Consider the following 20,167-nt stretch of genomic DNA (forward strand, 5'->3'; position numbering starts at 1 on the left):
GCATGGACCGCCCGCGTCAGCAGGCCGGCGTAGCGGTCTGGCCGGAAGGGGGGCTGAACACTTCCAGCAGGCGGTCGAGACCCCCCTCGTTGATGGCAACCATGGCCTGCTCGCGCACCTTCGGCTTGGCGTGGTAAGCCACCGACAGGCCGGCCTCGCCCATCATCGGCAGGTCGTTGGCCCCATCCCCCATGGCAATGGCCTGGTCAGGGGTGATGTCGAGCATGGCGCAGGTCTGCAGCAGCATTTTTCTCTTTTCCTCGCCGTCACAGATGTCGCCCCAGGGCTGGTCCACCATGCGGCCGGTCAGCAGGCCGTTCTCGACTTCCAGCACGTTCGAGCGCGTGTAGTCGATGCCGAGCTCGTCGCGCACCCGGTCGGTGAAAAAGGTGAAGCCCCCGCTGACCAGCAGCACCTTCAGGCCGGCCGCCTTGCAGGCATGCACCAGTTCGGCGGCGCCAGGGTTGAGCTTGAGCCGCTGGTGGTAGACCTCGTCCATGCTGGTGACGCTGACGCCCTTGAGCAGCGCCACACGCCGACGCAGACTTTCCTTGTAGTCGGCAATTTCGCCGCGCATGGCCGCTTCGGTGATGGCCGACACCTCGGCCTTGCGGCCGGCGGCATCCGCGATTTCGTCGACACACTCGATGTTGATCAGGGTCGAGTCCATGTCGAAAGCGATCAGCTTGAAGTCACCGAGTTTGAGATCGGGCGTGGTGAGCTTGACGACAAGGCCGGGGAGGGTTTCAGCGGGGGTCATGCGGGCGTGGCTTCCGTGGTGGTTTTGGGTTGTCCGAGGGATTTCAATACATCGCGAACCATCTGCGCGCGGTCCTTGGGTTCCTTGAGTTCGCGTTCAATGCGCAGCTTGTCGTTGCCGGCCAGCTTGATGTGTTTGTTCTTCTGGATCAGGTGCATGATGGCCATCGGGTCGATGGGCGGGTCCTTCCGGAAGGTGATGTTGATCACGGTGGGCGCAGCATCGACCTTGACCACGCCGTAGGGCTTGGCGATCACGCGCAGGCGGTGCACGTCGATCAGGGTCTGCGCCTGCGCCGGCAGCTTGCCGAAACGGTCCACGATCTCCTCGAGCAGCGCGTCGATCTGGTCGGTATTTTTGGCGGTCGCCAGCTTTTTATAGAAACTCAGGCGCAGATGCACATCGCCGCAGTAGTCGCTCGGCAGCAGGGCCGGCGCATGCAGGTTGATCTCGGTGCTGACATTGAGCGGCGCCAGCAGGTCCGGCTCGCGGCCGGCCTTGAGCGAGGCTACGGCTTCGTTGAGCATTTCGTTGTAGAGCTGAAAACCGATTTCCATCATGTTGCCGCTCTGGTTTTCGCCCAGCACCTCGCCGGTGCCGCGGATTTCCAGGTCGTGCATGGCGAGGTAAAAACCGGAGCCGAGTTCTTCCATCTGCTGGATGGCTTCCAGCCGCTGGCTGGCCTGTTTGGTCAGGCCCTCGATGTCGGGCACCATCAGATAGGCATAGGCCTGGTGGTGGCTGCGGCCCACACGCCCGCGCAACTGGTGCAGCTGTGCCAGGCCGAACTTGTCGGCACGGCTCATCACAATGGTGTTGGCGCTGGGCACGTCAATCCCGGTTTCGATGATGGTTGAGCACAGCAGCAGGTTGTAGCGCTGCGCCACGAAGTCCTTCATGACTTTCTCGAGTTCACGCTCCGGCATCTGGCCGTGCGCCACCGCAATGCGCGCCTCGGGCAGCAGCGCTTCGAGCTTTTCGCGGCGGTTCTGGATGGTCTCGACCTCGTTGTGCAGGAAGTAGACCTGGCCGCCGCGTTTCAGTTCGCGCAGCACCGCCTCGCGGATCACGCCATTGCTTTCGCTGCGCACAAAGGTCTTGATCGCCAGGCGCCGCTGCGGCGCGGTGGCGATCACGCTGAGGTCGCGCAGGCCCTCGAGCGCCATGCCCAGGGTGCGCGGAATCGGCGTGGCGGTCAGGGTCAGCACATCGACCTCGGCGCGCATGGCCTTCATGGCCTCCTTGTGGCGCACGCCGAAGCGGTGTTCCTCGTCGATGATGAGCAGGCCCAGGCGCTGGAACTTCACGTCCTGGCTCAACAGCTTGTGCGTGCCGACCACGATGTCGATGCTGCCGTCGGCGATGCCCTTGATGGCGGCGGTGATCTCCTTGCCGGAGCGGAAGCGGCTCATCTCGGCGACCTTGACCGGCCATTTGGCAAAGCGGTCCACCAGCGTCTGGTAATGCTGCTCGGCCAGCAGCGTGGTGGGCGCCAGCAGCGCGACCTGCTTGCCGCCGGTGATGGCGATGAAGGCCGCGCGCAGGGCGACTTCGGTCTTGCCAAAACCGACATCGCCGCAGACCAGGCGGTCCATGGGGCGCGGGCTGATCATGTCCTGGATCACGGCGTGGATGGCGGCGCGCTGGTCGGCGGTTTCCTCGAAGCCGAAGTCGTTGGCAAAACTTTCGTAGTCGTCCGGCGAATAGCGGAAGGCATGGCCTTCACGCGCGGCGCGGCGCGCGTAGATGTTGAGCAGTTCGGCGGCCGAGTCGCGCACCTGTTCGGCGGCCTTGCGCTTGGCTTTTTCCCACTGGCCGCTGCCCAGGCGGTGCAGCGGCGCCTCGTCGGCGCTGACGCCGGTGTAGCGGCTGATCTGCTGCAGCTGGCTGACCGGCACGTAGAGCGTTGCGTCGTCGGCGTACTGGAGGTGCAGGAACTCGGTGTTGCCCTGGCCCAGGTCCATGTTGACCAGGCCCTTGTAGCGGCCGATGCCGTGCGCGCTGTGCACCACCGGGTCGCCGACATTGAGCTCGGACAGGTCCTTGATCAGCGCCTCGACGTCGCTGACCTGCTCCTGTTTCTTGTTGCGGCGCCGGGTCACGACACCCGCGGCGAACAGCTCGGTTTCGGTGACGAAGTCAATGTCGCCGGCCAGCCAGCTGAAGCCTGTGTTCAGGGCCGCCGTCGCAATGCCGAGTTTTTCGCTGCTGTGCTGGAAGTCTTCCAGCGAATCAAAAGCCGGCGGACTGACGCTGCTGGCGCGCAGGAAATCGAGCAGGCTTTCGCGCCGCCCGTCGCTTTCGGCCAGCAGCAGCACCCGCTGCGGTGTGTTGCGGATATGTGCCTTCAGGCGCGCCAGCGGGTCTTCCGCGCCGCGCACCACCGACATCTCACCGAGTTTCTGGAAGTTCGCGTTGTCGGCCACGTCCTCGACCGCGGGGCGGATGGCCAGCTGCGCGTAGTCGTTGGCGCGGGCATAAAACTGCTCGGTGCCCAGGAACAGCGCTTCCGGCGGCAGGGCCGGGCGGTCCGGCGCACCCTGCACCAGGCGGTAGCGGTCCTTGGTGTCCTGCCAGAAACGCTGGAAGGCCGGTTCCAGGTCGCCGTGCAGGACCACGGTGGCGTCAGTGCCGAGGTAGTCGAACACGGTCGCCGTGTCGTCGAAAAACAGTGGCAGGTAGTACTCGATGCCGGCCGTCGCCACGCCGTTGCCGATGTCCTTGTAGATGCGGCTTTTGGTCGGGTCGCCGTCCAGCAGTTCGCGCCAGCGGTTCCTGAATTTGGCACGCGCGTCGTCATCCATCGGGAACTCGCGGCCTGGCAGCAGCCGCACTTCGGGCACCGGGTACAGGCTGCGCTGGCTGTCGGGGTCGAAGGTGCGGATCGAGTCGATCTCGTCGTCGAACAGGTCCACCCGGTAAGGCACGGCCGAACCCATGGGAAACAGGTCGATCAGGCCGCCGCGCACCGCATATTCGCCGGGGCTCACGACCTGCGAGACGTGGGTGTAGCCGGCCAGGGTGAGCTGGCTCTTGAGCTTGGCCTCATCGAGCTTTTGCTTGACCTTGAAGTGAAAGGTGTAGCCGGCCAGGAAGGACGGCGGCGCCAGACGGTACAGCGCCGTGGTGGCGGGCACGATCACCACATCGACGCCGCTCTCCTTGTCGCGCTGGCCGCCGGAGACATGCAGGCGCCACAGGGTGGCCAGCCGTTCGCTGATCAGGTCCTGGTGCGGCGAGAAAGTGTCGTAGGGCAGGGTTTCCCAGTCGGGAAACAGGGCACAGCGCAGGTCAGGCGCAAAAAAGGCCAGCTCGTCCAGCAGGCGTTGCGCCGTGGCCGCGTCCGCGGTGACGATGGCGGTGAGGCGACCGGCCGCTTTTTCCCGCAGGCCCAGCTGCGCCAGCAACAGGGCGTCGGCAGAGCCGGCGGGTTGCGGCAGGGTGTAGCGTTTGCCAGGGAGAAGTTTGGGTAAATCCATGAAGCAGTCGGAATGGGGTGACAGAAAAGCGGCGGAAAAAAGGAAAACACCCCAAACGGTGCGGAGTGGGGTGTGAACGGCCCTGGCTGGCCTTTGAGTCCCTGATTTTAGAATCTATGATCAGGCCATGACGCCGATCCCGCCAAAATCCCTGGTTCCCCGCTTTTTTGCGCTGATTCCGTGCGCGGGTCAGGGCATGCGCGCCATGGACGAGAGCGCTGCTCAGAGGGCAGGCGCCGCCTTGCCCAAGCAGTACCAGCCGATCGCGGGCGTGCCCATGGTGCAGCACACGCTGCAGGCTTTTGCCGGGGTGGCGCGTATCGATTCCTGCCTCGTGGTGGTCGCCCCCGGTGACGATTTTTTCAAGGGACAGACCGGCACCGGCTACGAGGTGGTAGCCTGTGGCGGCGCCACACGTGCCGCCAGCGTGCTGGGCGGCCTGGAGCAACTCGCGGCCAGCGGCGCCGAACCTGACGATTGGGTGCTGGTCCATGACGCCGCACGTTGCCTGGTCACCCCCGCGCTGATCGACCGGCTGATCGATGCCTGCCACAGCGACCCGGTGGGCGGCCTGCTGGCCCAGCCGGTGCCCGACACGCTCAAGCAGGGGCGCGACGAACGCGTGGCTGCCACCCTGGATCGCTCGGACAAATGGCTGGCACAGACACCGCAGATGTTTCGCCTGGGCGCCTTGACGCAGGCACTGAAGATGGCGCAAACCCTGGGCGAGCCGGTGACCGACGAAGCCAGCGCCATGGAAGCGGCTGGTGTGGCGCCGCAACTGGTGCGCGGCAGCGCCCACAACTTCAAGGTCACCTGGCCGGAAGATTTCCTGCTGGCCGAAGCCCTGATCAAAAGCCGGACGCCAGCCAGGCCGCGGGCGCGCAAACCCGCCGCACCGAAAGCTGCACAGAAAGTTTTATCTGATGACACCGGCCGCGAATCCATCTGACTCTTTACCAGCCGGGGCCGCGGATCCGGCTTTGCCGGTCCGCAGGCGCAGCGCCCCTTTTCCTGGTACCAGGGGCAGCGAAACGCCGGAGGCTCGCGAAGTGGGGAGCGTAGGGGCACCATTCCGCATCGGTGAGGGCTGGGACACCCATGCACTGGTGCCGGGCCGGGCGCTGATCATTGGCGGTGTGACGGTGCCGCACAGCGCCGGCCTGCTGGGCCACTCGGACGCCGACGTGCTGATTCACGCGATCATCGACGCCCTGCTGGGCGCGGCCGGTCTCGGCGACATCGGCAGCCATTTCCCCGACACCGACGTCCACTTCAAGGGGGCGGACTCGGTGCTGCTGCTGCGCGAAACCGGCCGACGGCTGGCCGAACGCGGCTTGCATATCGGCAATATCGACAGCACGGTGATCGCGCAGGCGCCCAAACTGGCCAGCCACATTCCGGCCATGCGCGAACGCATCGCGCAAACCCTGGGGCTGGAGGCCAGCCGCGTCAACGTGAAAGCCAAGACCGCCGAGAAGCTGGGGCCGGTGGGGCAGGGGCTGAGCATCGAAGCGCGTGCCGTGGCGCTATTGTTTTAGTAGCTGCTTGCGCCCGACAGATAAGGGCTGAGGCACGATTTGATTCATCATCCGTCGACAAGCTCAGTACGAACGGATTCCTGGAAGTGAACGCGTGAGCCTCTCTTTTCAAGCAGGGGCCGCGGGTCCGGCTCTGCCGGCCCGTAGGCGCAGCGGCCCCCTCGGGGGGCAGGGAGCTACACGCAGTGAGCGACCGTGGGGGCGCTATTCAACCTCTTCTTAGTTTGATATGCGCCGCCAACCCGCCCGAGCCGGTGTTGGCCAGCGCAAACACGCCGCCCATGCGGTGCAGGGTTTTTTCGACAATCGCCAGGCCGAGACCGGCGCCGGTCGCTGCAGTGCGTGCTGCGTCGCCGCGGAAAAAGGGTTTGGTCAGGTTGTTCAGGGCCTGGGGCGCAACGCCGGTGCCGTGGTCGCGCACCTTGATCAGCACCCACTGGTCGCGTTCCTTGGCCGCAATATCCACCACGGCGATGCCGGTGTCCGGCGTCTTGCCATAACGCCGCGCATTTTCCAGCAGGTTGGCGATCACGCGGGACAGTTCGACCTCGTCGGCCAGCACAGCAATCTGGCCCGGCAACGTCACATTGACGCGCATGTCGGTGTATTCGGCCACGGAATAGACGGCCGCCTCGATGATGGCATTGAGCGACACCGACCCCAGCTGCGGCGGATCGGGCCGGGCGTAGTCGAGGAATTTGTCGATGATCGCGTCGAGCTGGGTGATGTCGGCGGCCATGTGGGCGCGGGCCTCCGGATCGGCCACGCTCATTTCTGTTTCGAGTCGCAGCCGCGCCAGCGGCGTGCGCAGGTCGTGCGAAATGCCGGCCAGCATGATGACGCGGTCTTCCTCGATTTTGGAGAGCTGCTCGGCCATACGGTTGAAGCCGATGTTGACTTCGCGGATCTCGCTGGTCGCCACCTGTTCATCAAGCAGGCTGGCGTCAAAGTCACCGTCACGCATGCGGCTGGCGGCAAAAGACAGTTGCTTGAGCGGCCGGTTGATGAGGCGCGCAATCAGCGCGGCGCCGAGCAGCGACAGGATGGCTGCGGTGATCAGCCAGATCAGCCAGGTGCCGCCCTGCAGGGGCCCCAGCCGCGAGGGGTCGGTCAGCAGCCAGTAGGCGTCGCCGTCAATGTTGAACCCCACCCACAGACCTTTGACACCGTTGACGGATCGGGCCACCACCGTGCCTTCGCCCATGCGCGCGGTGAGCTCTTCACCGATGCGCTCACTGAAGGGATCGTTGACAAAGCGCTCGAACTTGTCGCGCGGCTCGCGCGGCGAGATGCGCACGCCTTCTTCCTCGGCCAGGGTCTTGATCAGCCAGACCCGGGTGATGGAGTCCGAGTACTTCAGCGCGGCGCGGCTCAGGTTGACCAACGAGGCAAGTTGCCTGGCGCTTTGCACGGCGCGCGGCTCGAATTCCAGCGCGCGGAAGGTTTGCAGCCAGGCGACGATGCAGCCGATCAGCAGCAGCGACAGGAACAAAAAGGTGCGCCAGAACAGGCTCAGGCCGACGCGCGGCCGCATCTCCAGGGGCGCAGGTGCAGTTTCAAGCGCCACGGGGGCGGTTTCCAGGTGTTCGGCGCGTGTGCCTTGCATTCGGGGACTCGGAAGGCGGAGAGGTGGATCGGCCCGGTCAGCCAGACAGCAGTCGGGCGTGCGGCAGCATGTGGCTCTTTAGCTGGTTCCGTCCGGCACGAAAACGTAGCCTATGCCCCACACGGTCTGGATGTAGCGGGGCGCAGCGGCGTCCAACTCGATCAGCTTGCGCAGGCGCGAGACCTGTACGTCCAGGCTGCGGTCGAAGGGCTCGAACTCCCGGCCGCGCGCCAGTTGCGCCAGCTTTTCGCGCGACAGCGGCTGGCGCGGATGCCGCACCAGCGTCTTGAGCATGGCGAATTCGCCGGTGGTCAGAGGCAGCTCCTCGCCATTTTTCTGCAGGGTGCGCAAGCCCATGTCGAAACTGAAAGGTCCGAAATTGACCACTTCCTGCTCGCTCGACGGCGCGCCCGGCACTTCGACCGCGGGGCGACGGCGCAGCACCGCATGAATCCGCGCGAGCAGCTCGCGCGGATTGAAAGGCTTGGCCAGGTAGTCGTCGGCGCCGACTTCGAGGCCGACGATACGGTCCACGTCCTCGCCCTTGGCGGTCAGCATGATGATGGGGGTGCGGTCGTTGGCGGCGCGCAGGCGGCGGCAGATGGACAGGCCGTCTTCGCCGGGCATCATCAGGTCGAGCACGATCAGGTCCACGGCATCGCGCATCATGATGCGGTTCAGGGCCTTGCTGTCCTCCGCCAGGATGACCTCGAAGCCTTCCTGCGTCAGGTAGCGCCGCAGCAGGTCGCGAATGCGGGCATCGTCGTCAAGAATCAGGATCTTGTCAGCACGGGTGGAATTGCTAGCTTGTGTCATAAGGCGATCGTAATTTGTAACAGAGCCAATTCTGCGGGCTAAAAACGCGGATTCCGTATTTTTCGTGCACTTTGACAGACTGTTACAGAAGTTGCAGCTGCGGGCAAGCGCGATAAGGTGCAGATGCAAACCAATGGCAGGCTTGGGCCATTCGATGGCAACCATTGGCGGCCGATGCTGACAAGCCGGTCGCCGCAAATCGTCTATCGTTCCGCCGGCGGTGCAGATTCACACGTGTGCCGGTCTTTTTTTTGTCCAACCGAAAGTGATCCCTTGAAAAAAGCCAACCAACTCTTCGCCGCCTGCGCGCTGCTGGCCGCAAGCACCGGCGTTTTTGCCCAGAACCCACCCCCGTTTGCCCCGCTGCAAAACGTCGCGCAACTATCGGCCAGCGCAGCCGTTGAAGTGCAGCAGGACCTGCTGTCCATCGCGATGACCACGACCCGCGACGGCAGCGATGCCGCCACCGTGCAGAACCAGCTCAAGGCGGCCCTGGAGGCGGCACTGGCCGAGGCCAGAAAAAACGCCCAGCCCGGCCTGATGGATGTGCGCACAGGCAACTTCAGCCTGTACCCGCGTTACGGCAAGGACGGCAAGATCAACGGCTGGCAGGGCAGTACCGAGATGGTGCTGGAGGGCCGGGATTTCGCGCGTATCACGGCGGCCGCCGGCAAGGTCCAGACCCTGAGTCTGGGCAATGTCGGTTTTGCACTGAGCCGCGAGGCCCGTGCCCGCGTCGAAGGGGACGCGCAGGCGCAGGCGATCGAGGGGTTCAAGGCCAAGGCCAGCGAGATCGCGCGGGGCTTCGGTTTTTCCGGCTACACGCTGCGTGAAGTTGCCATCAACGCCAATGACCAGGGCCCCATCCGCCCGCGCATGATGGCTGTGGAAGCCAAGTCCGCGATGTCGGATTCGGCGATACCGGTCGAAGCCGGCAAGAGCACTGTCATGGTCAACGTGTCGGGCTCCGTGCAGATGAAGTGACGACGTGCCCTCGGCGGGTGATCCGGCCGTACCGGACCCTCCCGGAAGGGCGTTTGCCTGACAGACGCAAGCCACGCCGGACCGTAAGCTGGCGGGCATGAATGTTCATTTTCTGGCGCAGGACGCCGCGCGGCGGGGCCCCCTGCTGATTGTCATCAATGCCGGCTCGGGCCGCCACAACACCGACGACGAACAGGCGGTCATGGCTCGCGTGTTCACGCAGGCCGGCCGCGAGTTCGAGTTTTTTCCGGTCGACGAGCCGGACCAGATCGACGAGGTGGCGCGCCGCGCTGTCCGCCAGGCCCAGGCCCGGGGTGGCGTGGTGGTGGCGGCCGGTGGGGATGGCACCATCAACGCCGTGGCCCGCGCCGTGCTGGGCAGCGGCTGCCCCTTCGGCGTCCTGCCGCAAGGCACCTTCAATTATTTCGGCCGTGTCCATGCGATCCCGCAGGAGACCGAGGCCGCCGCCAACGCCCTGGTCGGCGCGAGCGTGTCGCCGGTCCAGGTCGGGCAGGTCAACGGCAGGCTGTTTCTGGTCAATGCCAGTCTGGGCCTGTACCCGCGATTGCTGGAGGACAGGGAAGCCTGGAAGCAGCAGTTCGGTCGCAGCCGCCTGGTGGCGTTTGTCTCGGGGCTGGCCTCGCTGCTGCAGACGCGCCGCCAGTTGCACCTGCAGATCGAATCGGCCGGGCAGGTGGCCGCCTTGCGCACCCCGACGCTGTTTGTCGGCAACAACCACCTGCAACTCACGCGTGTGGGTATTGCCGAAAAAGACGCCAATGCGGTGATCAACGGCCAGTTGGCCGGGGTGGTGGTGCGCCCCATCGGCTCGCTGGCGCTGTTTGGCCTGATGCTGCGCGGCCTGCTGGGGCGGCTCGGCGACGCGGACAACATCCGCAGTTTTTCGTTTCGCCGCCTGACGGTCACGCCGCGGGGGCGCCGGCGCGTCAAGGTGGCCACCGACGGGGAGGTCTGCTGGATGGAGGCGCCGCTGGTGTTCGAGGTGGCCGACCAAGCCCTGCTCCTGATGGTTCCCGCGCCGGCCGACCGGGTGGATGTCGCCTGATGAAGACGCTGCTGCAGATTTCCGATCCCCATTTCGGCACGGCGCAGCCGCTGGTGATGGAGGCGCTGGTGGCGCTGGCGCGGCAGCAGCGCCCCGACGTGCTGGTGCTGTCGGGAGACATCACGCAGCGTGCGACGGCGACGCAGTTTCGCGAGGCGAGGGCGTTTTGTGAGCGTCTGCAGATTCCGCAGATGCTGGCTTTGCCCGGCAACCACGACATTCCGCTGTTCAATCCCTGGCAGCGCCTGGTGACGCCGTATGCCCGTTACCTGCAGGCCTTCGGACCCGAACTGGAACCGGTGCTGGACACCGCCTGGCTGCAGCTGAGCACCGTGAAGACCACGCGCCGCTGGAGGCACAAAAACGGCGAGGTGTCGGGCCGGCAGATTGAACGGGTGAGCGCGCGCCTGCGACAGTCCGCACCGGGGCAACTGCGCGTGGTGGTGGTGCACCAGCCGGTGATGGTGCTGCGTGCTGAGGACGAGCACGACCGCCTGCGCGGCTGGGAGGCCGCCGTACGCGCATGGGCGGCTGCCGGTGCGGACATCGTCATGGGGGGGCACATTCACCTGCCTTATGTCTGCGAGCTGTCGTCCTGCGTGAACGACCTGCCGCGGCGCCTGTGGTGCGTGCAGGCCGGTACCGCCCTGTCCTCGCGCATCCGGCGTGAGGCGCCGAACTCGGTGAACCTGCTGCTGTGCGACCCGGCCCACCAGCCGTTCCAGGGCCGGCTCGAACGCTGGGACTTCCGCGGCGCCGGCGCAGCGGGCCGTTTCGAATTGGCGCACACCAGTGAGCTGATGCCGGACCGGGCAGGGGTCCGCTGAACCTGCGGACCGATCAGGCGGCGGACAGCGCTTTCTTGCGCAATCGCCGGGCCACGACGATCTCCCGCAGGTGGTCGTAGGTCCAGTTGAAGGCAAAGGTGTAAGGCAGAAAAAACAGCACGATGCCGATGTCCAGCACAAAGGCTTCCCACAGCCCGATGTCCAGCCACCAGGCGGCCAGTGGCACCACGGCCAGGATCAGGCCGACCTCGAACAGCACCGAATGCACCGCCCGCGCGCCCAGCGTGCGCCGAAAACCCAGTCGGCGCTGGGCGCCGTCAAACACCGCATTGAACACCATGTTCCAGGCCATCGCAATCAGCGAAATCATCAGCGTCAGCAGGCCCATGTGGGCCAGCGAATAACCGAGCAGCCAGGCGCCCAGCGGCGCGCAGAGGGCAATCGCCAGCACCTCGAATCCGAGGGCGTGGAAAAAACGTTCCTTGACAGACTTCTGCAGGCTCATGGGTGACTTTTGGGGCTTTGAAAAGGGGAATGGCTGTATTTTTATCGCTATTTCCAATACATTAAAGTTGATAATCATCGGAAAAATAGATACATAAGCCCCATGCGCCACTCTCCCGAAGCCCTGACCGCCTTCGCCGAAGCCGCCACCCTGGGCTCGTTTTCGGCCGCAGCGCGCAAACTCGGCAAGAGCCAGTCCACCGTGAGCAGCGCGATTGCCAACCTCGAGATCGACCTGGGCCTCTGCCTGTTCGACCGCAGCCGCCGCAAACCTGCGCTCAGCGAACATGGCCGGGTGATGCTGGGCAAGGTGCAGGAGATCCTGGCCGCCAGCGACCGGCTCGACTTGTCTGCCAGCCAGCTCGGCGGCGGGCTGGAGGCCAGACTCAGCGTGGTCTGGTCCGACACCTACCAGTCGGACCGCTTTGAGGACATGCTGACCGCCTTTGAGCAGCGTTTTCCCGACCTGGAGTTCGAATGCCTGATCGCCGAACACGGCGACCTGGTGTCGCTGGTACAGACCGGCCGCGCTCACATCGGCGTGGTCGGCGCACAAGGCGTGTACCCGCCCGACATCGGCTCGGCCACGATTGCCGAGCAGTCGGAGATCGCGCTGTTTGTCGCCACCGGCCATGCGCTGGCTGGCAAAACGGACATCACGCCCGAGCTGTTGGCCCGGCACCGTGAGCTGCGGCTGGACACCTACCTGGGCCGGGCCGACCAGGTCAGGCCGGCGGCGCGCCGCTCCTGGTCGGCGCCCAGCTACCTGATGCTGCTGGAGATGGCGGTGCTGGGCTTCGGCTGGGCCGCCATCCCGCGCTGGATGGTCACGCGGTTTGCCGTCGGCAAACTCACCGAGCTGGCCGCGCGCGGCTGGCCGCAGCGCGTGCCGGTGGACGCCGTCTGGTCGCGCCAGCGGCCACTGGGCCGCGCCGGCACCTGGTTGCTGCAGGAAATGCTGGCGCCGCCGGCGCCGCCCCCTTTACAGGAAAAATGAGGCTCCAGCCCTTACGGGGTGGGCGCCGGCAGCTCTTTATTTGATAGCGTCCGGGGCGGCGTTGCGCTGGCGGGTGCGGCCTTGCCGACCTCGCCCAGCAGCCACTGCCGGAAGACGCCCAGCGGCTTGAGGTGACTGCGCGACTCGGGGTAACACAGGTAGTAACCCATCTCGTCCCGGTAGCCGTCGTCCAGCGGCGTGGCCACCAGGCCGGCGGCAATGTCGTCCTGCACCAGGCAGTGCGGCACCAGCGCCAGGCCCATGCCGGCCCGCACCGCGCGTATCAGGCTGTGGTACTGGTCCAGCTGCGGGCCCATCAAGGTGTTGACGCCGCCGACACCGTGCGCCGCGCACCAGTGGGTCCAGGCGTGCGGCACGCTGACATGCTGGAGCAGGGTGAAACCGGTGATGTCCTGGGCCTGGCGCAGCGGCGGCTGCGCCGGCAGCCCCGGCGGAGCGATCAGCACCACTTCCCGGCCGGTCAGGTAGTCGGCCCGGGCACCGGGCCAACTGCCGTTGCCGAACAGGATCGCGCAGTCCAGGTCTTCCCGCTGAAAGTCATAACCCTGGGCATAAGGCACATAGTGCAGTTCGATCTGCGGATGCTGGCGCTGGAAGGCTGGCAAGCGCGGGATCAGCCATTTGGCGCCGAAGGTGGGCAGGGTGGACAGGTGCAGGGCGCCGCCGCCGTCGCCGCTGGTGATGAGTTCCAGCGTGGCGGCTTCGAGTTGCGCCAGCACCGGCCGCACGGCGGCCTCGTAACGCACACCGGCGGGCGTCAGGGTCAGGCGCTGGCGGATGCGCTCGAACAGCAACACGCCGGTGAGCTGCTCGAGCTCGCTGATCTGTTTGCTGACGGCGCTTTGCGACAGGTGCAAGGCCTCGCAGGCGCGCGAGACACTGCCGAAGCGCGCCGTGGTGGTGAACGCGCGCAGCAGGTGAATCGGCGGCTGGAGGCGTTTCATGATCCGATTTTACGTGAAGTTCATTCCATAATGGACTGAACCCAGTCGAAGACTTCACCGGCGAGTTCCGCAGACTGGCACCTCTCCTGCTTCACAATGGATTCACAAATTCATTTTGAAAAGGATCATCATGCAAAGACGTCACCTCATCGCACTCGCAGCTACTTCAGTACTCCCGGGAATGGGTTGGGCGCAGTCGAACAAACCACTGCGCCTGGTCGTGCCCTTTCCTCCGGGCGGCGCCACCGACATCACCGCGCGGGTGGTGTCAGAGGCGCTGGCGCGCGTTCTGGGCCAGCCGGTGATCGTTGAGAACCGCGGTGGCGCCGGCGGCTCCATCGGCATGAGCGAGGTGGCCAAGTCCGCGCCTGACGGGCTGACACTCGGCGTGGCGACCCTGTCCACGCACGGCGTCAACCCGGCTGTCTACAAAAAATTGCCTTACGACCCGATCAAGGATTTTGTGGCCGTGACCGAGCTCGTCAAGGCTCCGGGGGTGGTGGTGGTCAATGCGGCCCTGCCGGTGAAGAACTTTGCCGAACTGGTCGCCTACCTCAAGGCCAACCCCGGCAAGCTCAGTTATGCGTCGCCCGGCAACGGCACCATCGGCCACATGTGGGGCGAGCTGTTCAAGAGCACCACCAACACCTTCATGGTGCACATTCCCTACCGCGGTGCGGGCCCGGCCCTGAACGACGTTGTTGGCGGGCAGGTGATGGTGTACTTCGACCAGGTGGCCGCTTCGTTGCCTTTCATCCAGTCGGGCAAGCTGCGCGCCATCGCCGTGTCCTGGGACAAACGCCTGGAGGTCCTGCCCAACACCCCGACCTATGCGGAACTTTCGCTGTTTTCCAGTAATGACCCTTCATGGTTCGGTCTGGTGGCACCCGCAGGCACACCGGCGGCCGCGGTGAACCGCATCCAGCAGGCGGTGGTCAAGGCCCTGCAGGAGCCGGCCGTGCGCACCAAGCTGGCAGCGCAGGGGCTGTTTGCCTCCGGCACCACGCCGGCCGAGTTTGATGCGCAGATCAAGAAGGAAATCGACAAGATGAAACGCATCGCCAAGTTCGCCAAAATCAGCATCGAGTAAATCAGCATCGAGTAAAGCGGAAGGAGCCGGACCGCAGCGCCTGCGCGCTGTGGCCGGCCTCCCATGCACCCCCGGCCGCAACATGGCCTTGGCCTCTAGTACTGCAACCCAAAAATATCGAAACATGAAAGCGCGCCTTCGCACCCATGGCGGCGTTGCAATCCTTGCGAAGGCGCACAGCCTTCGCGGCGGCTTGCGTCTTGCCCTGGGCACGAAGTCATCACTTTCATTTTGTTTCGCTACTTCCGTGCTGCAGTACCAGGGCCACCGCAGGGGTGCCGACAGGACCACAATCAACACCATGACCCCATTTCTCCGCTCTCTTCCCGGCAGCACCGCCCTGGTGCTCGATTTACCCCACAGCGGAACCGACTACCCCGACGACTTTGCCTACGCCTGCGCGCTGCCTGTCCTGCGCCGCGCCGAAGACACCCATGTGGAAAAACTCTATGACTTCGCCCACGGCCAGGGCGCCGGCTGGGTCGAGGCCTTTTTTCCGCGCAGCTACCTCGACGCCAACCGTGACACCACCGAGATCGATGTCAGCCTGTTCGACGAACCCTGGCCCGACGCCGTGTCCACCGACACCAAGGTGATGAGCAAGGTGCGGCTGGGCAAGGGCCTGATCTGGCGCACCACCGACGACGGCCAGGCCATTTACACGCGCAAGCTCGGCGTGGCCGAAGTGCAGGCGCGTATCGCGCGCTGCTGGGAGCCTTACCATGCGGCGGTGGCCCAGGCCATCGACAGCGCGCACCAGCGCCACGGCTACAGCATCCACCTGAACTGCCACTCGATGCCGGCCGTTGCGTCCAGCCACGCGACCGAATTTCCAGGCGAGGCGCATGCCGACTTCGTGGTCGGCAACCGCGATGGTTCCACGTCCAGCGAGCCGCTGGCCCGTCTGGTGTGTGAACACCTCGAGGGCCTGGGCTACAGCGTGTCGTACAACCACCCCTACAAGGGCGTGGAACTCGTGCGCCGTTATGGCGAGCCGCTGCAGCAGCGCCACAGCCTCCAGCTCGAGGTCAACCGCAAGCTCTACATGGACGAGCAGACGCTGGCCATGCATGAAGGGGCGGTGCCGCTCAAGGCCAGCCTGCAATCCCTGGTGCAACTGCTGCTGGCCACCGACCCGCGCAAGCTGTAGCCGCCCGGCGGGGTGGCAGGGCTCGCGGATAATCGTGGGCCATGATCACCCTGTTCAGCGACCAACACGCCCTGCATGCACCCGCCTTCGAATTTTTCCGGGGCGAGCGTGTGCCCTGTTTTGAAACGCCGGCGCGCGCCGCGTTTGTCCAGCGGCGCCTGCTCCAGCACGGGCACGTGCTGCGCGAACCGCATGTCGACAGCCGCGCGGTGCTGGGCCAGGTGCACAGCGCGCGTTACCTCGCGTTTCTCGAGCATGCCTGGGACCATTGGCTGAGCCTGGACCCGGGCAACGCGGCACGCCAGCCTTTTCCGTCGGTCTGGCCGGTGCGCACCCTGCGCAGCGACGTCGAACCGGCCAACTTCACCGCACGCCTGGGCCTGTATTCGATGGACAACGGATCGCCGCTGTCGGCTGGCACCTGGCTTGCTGCCAAGGCCGGGGCCGACGCCGCGGCCAGCGCGGCGGTGCTGATCGGGGAGGGCGCAAGCGCGGTGTTTTGCTGCAGCCGCCCGCCCGGCCACCATGCCGGCGCCGACTTCATGGGCGGCTACTGCTTTCTGAACAACGCCGCGGTTGCGGCGCAGGCCTTGCGCAACGGCGGCGCGGAGCGCGTGGCCGTGCTCGATGTGGACTACCACCACGGCAACGGCACACAAAGCATTTTTTACGATCGCGCCGACGTGTTTTTTGTCAGCCTGCACGGCGACCCGCTGACCGAGTACCCGTTTTACCTCGGACATGCCGACGAGGCGGGCGAGGGTGCCGGCCTGGGCTGCAACCTGAATCTGCCGCTGCCCGCGGGCTCGCCAGTTAACACCTGGTTCGAGGCGCTGGAGCAGGCTTGCCGGCGCATCTCGCGGTACGGCGCGCGGGCGCTGGTCGTGTCGCTGGGGCTGGACACCTTCGCGGACGACCCGATCTCGACCTTTGCACTGCAGGCGGCCGACTTCGGCCGGCTCGGCCGGCGCCTGGCGGCGCTCGGCTTGCCGACGGTGTTTGTGCTCGAAGGCGGTTATGCGGCCGAAGCGCTGGGCAGCAACGCGGTCCAGGTCATCGACGGTTTTGAACAGGAGCATTGAACCTGATGGACAACGTGGAAGTGGTGGTGATTGGCGCGGGGGTGGTCGGCCTGGCGGTGGCACGTGCGTTGGCGCTGCAGGGGCGCGAGGTGATGGTGCTGGAAGCGGCGGACGCCATCGGCACCGGCACCAGCTCGCGCAACAGCGAGGTGATCCACGCCGGCATTTATTACCCGCAAGGCTCGCTCAAGGCGCAACTGTGCGTGGAGGGCAAGGCGCTGCTGTACGACTACTGCGCGCAGCGTGGCATCGGCCACAGCCGCTGCGGCAAGCTGATCGTCGCCACGCATGAATCGCAGATTCCCCAGTTGCAGGTCATCATCACCAGGGCCGCCTCCAACGGGGTGCACGACCTGACGCTGCTCACGCGCGAGCAGGCGCAGGCGCTGGAGCCCGGGCTGGAGGGCGTGGCGGCGGTGTTGTCGCCGAGCACCGGCATTGTGGACAGCCACGCGCTCATGCTGGCGCTGCAGGGTGATCTGGAGAACGCCGGCGGCATGGTGGTACTCAATTCGCCACTAGCCAAAGCCCACTGTACGCCGTCAGCTATTGTTTTAATAGCAGAAGACGGCACCGAACTGGCCGCGCAAACGGTGGTGAATGCCGCCGGCCTGCACGCGCAGCTGCTGGCCCGCCGTTTCGAGGGGCTGGACGCCCGGCATGTGCCGCCCAGCCATTACGCCAAGGGCAACTACTTCACGCTCTCGGGTCGCTCACCCTTCAGCCGCCTGATCTACCCGGTGCCCGAAGCGGCCGGGCTCGGTGTGCACCTGACACTGGACCTGGGCGGTCAGGCCAAGTTCGGCCCCGACGTGCAGTGGGTGGATTCGCCCGATGACCTGGTGGTGGACCCGCGCCGCGGCGATGCGTTTTACGCCGAGGTGCGCAAGTACTGGCCGGGCCTGCCCGATGGTGCGCTGCAGGCCGGTTATGCCGGCATACGGCCCAAGATCCAGGCGCCCGACCAGCCGGCCCGTGACTTCCTGATCCAGGGCCCCGGCGAACATGGCGTGACTGGCCTGGTCAACCTGTTCGGCATCGAGTCACCGGGTCTGACCAGTTCGCTGGCGATCGGCCGCCATGTCGGAGAACTGCTCTCAAAAAAATAGCTGCCAGCGCCCGGTACACGGGCGCGGCAGCTGTTTTTGAGTGCGAAGCTTTAGCCGCGTTTGCCGCTCACCATGCGGTAGATGAAGAGCAACAGCATCGCGCCCAGCACGGCCGCGATGAAACCGGCGGACTCGCCGACCTGGTACAGGCCCAGCGCCCCGCCCAGGTAGCTGGCAAGCACCGAACCGACGATACCAATCAGCACCGTGATGATGAAGCCGGACGGGTCGCGCCCGGGCATCAGGAACTTGGCAACCACGCCAACGATGAAACCGATAAGAATGGTCCAGAGAATGCCCATGGAAATACTTTCAAAAATAGGGGAAAGGAATCAGGCCTGCGTGCCGTGGCACTCAAGAGCTTTGCTCAGTCGCGCAGATCGGCCGGCACGGTGCCACCGTTGGCGGCCAGCTTGTTCATGACCTGGCGGTGCAGCCAGATGTTCATGGCAGCGCTGTCGCTGGTGTCGCCGGTGTAACCCAGTTCTTTCGCCAGTTCCTTGCGCTCGCCCAGGCTGCTGTCGAGGTCGAGCAGTTTCATCAGGTCAACGATAGAGGTTTTCCAGTTGAGTTTTTGCGGGTTTTTCTGTGCCATGCCGTCGAGCAGCGATTCGACGTCGACCTGCGCCATCGGGGCCGGTGCGGCGGTGGCGGCACCCGCTCTGGCTGCGCCGGCTGCCGCGGCGGCGGCGGAAACGTCATCGCTGCTGGGCGACGCCGGGGTTGGCGCCGGTGCGGCCTGGGCCGACGGAAAAATTTTGCTGAAGATCTTGCCGAGAATGCTCATGGTGGGTTCCAGTCGATGAAGTAAAGCATTCATGGTGGCGCGGGCGTCCGTCGGGTGACAGAGGACGCCGGCGTATTTGCATGTAGGAAAAGCGGCTGGTGGGGTCGGGCCGCGAACTCGTGTCCAATAGTGCTTATGCAAACCGTCATCGAGATTGAAAAACGCCTGACCGACCTGGAGATCAAGGCCAGCTTTGGCGAAGACCTGCTCGACGAGCTCAACCAGGTCATCGTCCGCCAGCAGCAGCAGATCGACCTGCTGATGCGCGAGCTCAGCCAGCTGCGCCAGCAGCTGCCCGAGTCCGGCGCCGCGCCCCTGACCCGCGCCGGTGACGACCTGCCGCCGCATTACTGAAGCGCAACCAATGGCCACTGCAAAAAGCATTACCACCGACGAGTACAAGCTTTTCCCGTCGCCGCGCAACCGGCACCGGAGCATCTTCCTGCACCAGGTGTTTGTGCCTTATCCCTACATGCTGATTGACCTGGACAGCTACAACTTCAAGGGCAAAGCCAGCCTGTTCGCGGCCTGCCGCAACTCCGACAGCAAGATGGGCCAGCTGGTCACGGTGGAGTTGCCCGAGGACGAGACGCGCTTCAAGCAGCAGTTTGTGCCGGATTGAGGCAAGGCGCTGGCCCGCGCCAGGGACGACTGGATGGAATATGTATCTGCACGCCGCAGCGTTGCCGAAGATGGTCCACCGGCCCCGCTCCTCGGTCGTTGTGGTGCCGCCATTCATGCTCAAATCGAGTTCCAGCCATTGATGGGCTTGCGCAGTCAGCTATTAAATGAATAGCAAGCCTGCGGCTGCGGGTCCCTCGCATGGCGTGCGCGCCGGGACCAGCCAGCGTCCGCTGGCGCTGGCCGGGCGGGCGTCAGCGCAAGCCCGGGATAGTCCACCCTGCGGCTTGTCATTCGGGCCTCCTACAATTGCAGGAGAACATTCTCATAGAACTCATCGTTCATCCAGCAAGGAGATTTCCGACGTGCCCAATATCGCTTCTGTTCTCAAAGCCGAAATTTCCCGGGTTGCCCGCAAGGACGCCCGCGCGGAAACCCAGCCGCTGAAAAAAGCCTCGTCGCAGCACCGCAGCGATATCGCCGCCCTGAAACGGCGTGTGCTGGCGCTGGAAAAGCAGCTGAGCCGCGTGCTCCGGTCCGGCCGGAAGGCGGCGCCTGAGGAGGCCAAAGAGGGCGCCGGCAGTGGCTTGCGCTTCAGCGCCAAGGGACTGGCTGCCCAGCGGCGCCGGCTCGGGCTGACCGCCGCCGCGACGGCCAGACTCCTGAACGTGTCGGTACAGTCTGTCTACAAGTGGGAGGACGGCAAAACCCGTCCCCGCGCCAGCCAGCTGCCGGCGATTGCGAAGCTGCGGAAAATGGGCAAGCTCGAAGCGGCGAAAATCCTGGATGGTTTGCCGGAGTAGGAGCCATCCGTTCATGGGC

Annotated in this window: 21 protein-coding genes; 13 read left to right on the plus strand and 8 right to left on the minus strand. The window is 65.3% G+C overall.

Annotated elements, in window-relative coordinates; all coding sequences use genetic code 11:
* Nucleotides 1-16 precede the first annotated feature (16 nt).
* Together serB and mfd are read right to left on the minus strand one after the other, a co-directional pair.
* On the minus strand, nucleotides 17-760 hold the full coding sequence (gene serB / locus PSV26_RS16095) for a phosphoserine phosphatase SerB (RefSeq protein WP_300516719.1): 744 nt from the start codon (nucleotides 758-760) through the stop codon (nucleotides 17-19).
* Nucleotides 757-4,239, minus strand: a complete 3,483-nt coding sequence (gene mfd, locus PSV26_RS16100; protein WP_300516721.1) for a transcription-repair coupling factor — start codon at nucleotides 4,237-4,239, stop codon at nucleotides 757-759. Before mfd ends, serB begins: the two co-directional genes overlap by 4 nt.
* 127 nt (nucleotides 4,240-4,366) lie before the next feature.
* Here mfd and ispD point away from each other — a divergent pair, with 127 nt between their 5' ends.
* Together ispD and ispF are read left to right on the plus strand one after the other, a co-directional pair.
* Nucleotides 4,367-5,191, plus strand: a complete 825-nt coding sequence (ispD, locus tag PSV26_RS16105) for a 2-C-methyl-D-erythritol 4-phosphate cytidylyltransferase (RefSeq protein ID WP_300516723.1) — start codon at nucleotides 4,367-4,369, stop codon at nucleotides 5,189-5,191.
* A gap of 100 nt (nucleotides 5,192-5,291) precedes the next feature.
* On the plus strand, nucleotides 5,292-5,780 hold the full coding sequence (ispF, locus tag PSV26_RS16110) for a 2-C-methyl-D-erythritol 2,4-cyclodiphosphate synthase (protein WP_300516725.1): 489 nt from the start codon (nucleotides 5,292-5,294) through the stop codon (nucleotides 5,778-5,780).
* 208 nt (nucleotides 5,781-5,988) lie between these two features.
* On the opposite strand, the gene PSV26_RS16115 is transcribed toward ispF, so the two are convergent.
* Nucleotides 5,989-7,314 carry a sensor histidine kinase gene (locus PSV26_RS16115; protein WP_300516827.1) on the minus strand — a complete coding sequence of 442 codons (1,326 nt, stop codon included), beginning with the start codon at nucleotides 7,312-7,314 and terminating at the stop codon, nucleotides 5,989-5,991.
* A 150-nt stretch (nucleotides 7,315-7,464) separates the two neighbouring features.
* The gene (ompR, locus tag PSV26_RS16120; protein WP_300516728.1) at nucleotides 7,465-8,202 is read right to left on the minus strand and encodes a two-component system response regulator OmpR; all 738 of its coding nucleotides are present in this window, start codon (nucleotides 8,200-8,202) and stop codon (nucleotides 7,465-7,467) included.
* Between the two features lie 273 nt (nucleotides 8,203-8,475).
* Here ompR and PSV26_RS16125 point away from each other — a divergent pair, with 273 nt between their 5' ends.
* The 3 genes from PSV26_RS16125 (at nucleotide 8,476) to PSV26_RS16135 (ending at nucleotide 11,079) form a co-directional block, all read left to right on the plus strand.
* Entirely contained in the window at nucleotides 8,476-9,186 is a 711-nt protein-coding gene (locus PSV26_RS16125; RefSeq protein ID WP_300516731.1) for an SIMPL domain-containing protein, read from the plus strand.
* 97 nt (nucleotides 9,187-9,283) lie between these two features.
* Complete coding sequence (locus PSV26_RS16130) at nucleotides 9,284-10,252, plus strand: diacylglycerol kinase family protein (RefSeq protein WP_300572138.1); 969 nt, start codon at nucleotides 9,284-9,286, stop codon at nucleotides 10,250-10,252.
* On the plus strand, nucleotides 10,252-11,079 hold the full coding sequence (locus PSV26_RS16135) for a metallophosphoesterase (RefSeq protein ID WP_300516735.1): 828 nt from the start codon (nucleotides 10,252-10,254) through the stop codon (nucleotides 11,077-11,079). The genes PSV26_RS16130 and PSV26_RS16135 overlap by 1 nt, the downstream gene beginning before the upstream one ends.
* Before the next feature lie 13 nt (nucleotides 11,080-11,092).
* Here the strand turns inward: PSV26_RS16135 and PSV26_RS16140 are convergent, their stop codons facing one another.
* Nucleotides 11,093-11,545, minus strand: a complete 453-nt coding sequence (locus tag PSV26_RS16140; RefSeq protein WP_300516738.1) for a multidrug/biocide efflux PACE transporter — start codon at nucleotides 11,543-11,545, stop codon at nucleotides 11,093-11,095.
* 102 nt (nucleotides 11,546-11,647) lie between these two features.
* Here PSV26_RS16140 and PSV26_RS16145 point away from each other — a divergent pair, with 102 nt between their 5' ends.
* A complete protein-coding gene (locus tag PSV26_RS16145) occupies nucleotides 11,648-12,541 on the plus strand; it encodes a LysR family transcriptional regulator (RefSeq protein ID WP_300516740.1) in 894 nt (297 codons plus the stop codon).
* 11 nt (nucleotides 12,542-12,552) lie between these two features.
* Here PSV26_RS16145 and PSV26_RS16150 read toward each other — a convergent pair whose 3' ends face one another.
* Nucleotides 12,553-13,506: a LysR substrate-binding domain-containing protein gene (locus tag PSV26_RS16150; protein WP_300516743.1), complete on the minus strand. Its 954-nt coding sequence runs from the start codon at nucleotides 13,504-13,506 to the stop codon at nucleotides 12,553-12,555.
* A gap of 130 nt (nucleotides 13,507-13,636) precedes the next feature.
* Between PSV26_RS16150 and PSV26_RS16155 the strand changes: the two genes are divergently transcribed.
* The 4 genes from PSV26_RS16155 to PSV26_RS16170 all read left to right on the plus strand — a co-directional run bounded on the left by PSV26_RS16155 (nucleotide 13,637) and on the right by PSV26_RS16170 (nucleotide 17,937).
* On the plus strand, nucleotides 13,637-14,596 hold the full coding sequence (locus PSV26_RS16155) for a tripartite tricarboxylate transporter substrate binding protein BugE (RefSeq protein ID WP_300516747.1): 960 nt from the start codon (nucleotides 13,637-13,639) through the stop codon (nucleotides 14,594-14,596).
* A gap of 301 nt (nucleotides 14,597-14,897) precedes the next feature.
* On the plus strand, nucleotides 14,898-15,746 hold the full coding sequence (locus tag PSV26_RS16160; protein WP_300572140.1) for an N-formylglutamate amidohydrolase: 849 nt from the start codon (nucleotides 14,898-14,900) through the stop codon (nucleotides 15,744-15,746).
* 41 nt (nucleotides 15,747-15,787) lie between these two features.
* On the plus strand, nucleotides 15,788-16,828 hold the full coding sequence (locus tag PSV26_RS16165) for a histone deacetylase family protein (RefSeq protein WP_300572142.1): 1,041 nt from the start codon (nucleotides 15,788-15,790) through the stop codon (nucleotides 16,826-16,828).
* Between the two features lie 2 nt (nucleotides 16,829-16,830).
* The gene (locus PSV26_RS16170; protein ID WP_300572689.1) at nucleotides 16,831-17,937 is read left to right on the plus strand and encodes an NAD(P)/FAD-dependent oxidoreductase; all 1,107 of its coding nucleotides are present in this window, start codon (nucleotides 16,831-16,833) and stop codon (nucleotides 17,935-17,937) included.
* Nucleotides 17,938-17,987: 50 nt separating this feature from the next.
* On the opposite strand, the gene PSV26_RS16175 is transcribed toward PSV26_RS16170, so the two are convergent.
* Complete coding sequence (locus PSV26_RS16175; RefSeq protein WP_300516756.1) at nucleotides 17,988-18,239, minus strand: GlsB/YeaQ/YmgE family stress response membrane protein; 252 nt, start codon at nucleotides 18,237-18,239, stop codon at nucleotides 17,988-17,990.
* A 65-nt stretch (nucleotides 18,240-18,304) separates the two neighbouring features.
* Nucleotides 18,305-18,724 carry a DUF3597 domain-containing protein gene (locus PSV26_RS16180; protein WP_300516758.1) on the minus strand — a complete coding sequence of 140 codons (420 nt, stop codon included), beginning with the start codon at nucleotides 18,722-18,724 and terminating at the stop codon, nucleotides 18,305-18,307.
* 135 nt (nucleotides 18,725-18,859) lie between these two features.
* On the opposite strand from PSV26_RS16180, the gene PSV26_RS16185 reads away from it, so the two are divergent.
* From PSV26_RS16185 to PSV26_RS16195, 3 genes are all read left to right on the plus strand, one after another.
* Nucleotides 18,860-19,078 carry a SlyX family protein gene (locus tag PSV26_RS16185; protein ID WP_300516760.1) on the plus strand — a complete coding sequence of 73 codons (219 nt, stop codon included), beginning with the start codon at nucleotides 18,860-18,862 and terminating at the stop codon, nucleotides 19,076-19,078.
* Nucleotides 19,079-19,088: 10 nt separating this feature from the next.
* Nucleotides 19,089-19,346: a hypothetical protein gene (locus PSV26_RS16190; protein ID WP_300516763.1), complete on the plus strand. Its 258-nt coding sequence runs from the start codon at nucleotides 19,089-19,091 to the stop codon at nucleotides 19,344-19,346.
* A gap of 364 nt (nucleotides 19,347-19,710) precedes the next feature.
* Nucleotides 19,711-20,148, plus strand: coding sequence for a helix-turn-helix transcriptional regulator (locus tag PSV26_RS16195; protein WP_300516765.1), 438 nt, complete (start codon nucleotides 19,711-19,713; stop codon nucleotides 20,146-20,148).
* Nucleotides 20,149-20,167: the final 19 nt, after the last annotated feature.

The sequence above is a fragment of the Polaromonas sp. genome (genome assembly GCF_029945685.1).
Lineage (GTDB): Bacteria > Pseudomonadota > Gammaproteobacteria > Burkholderiales > Burkholderiaceae_C > Polaromonas.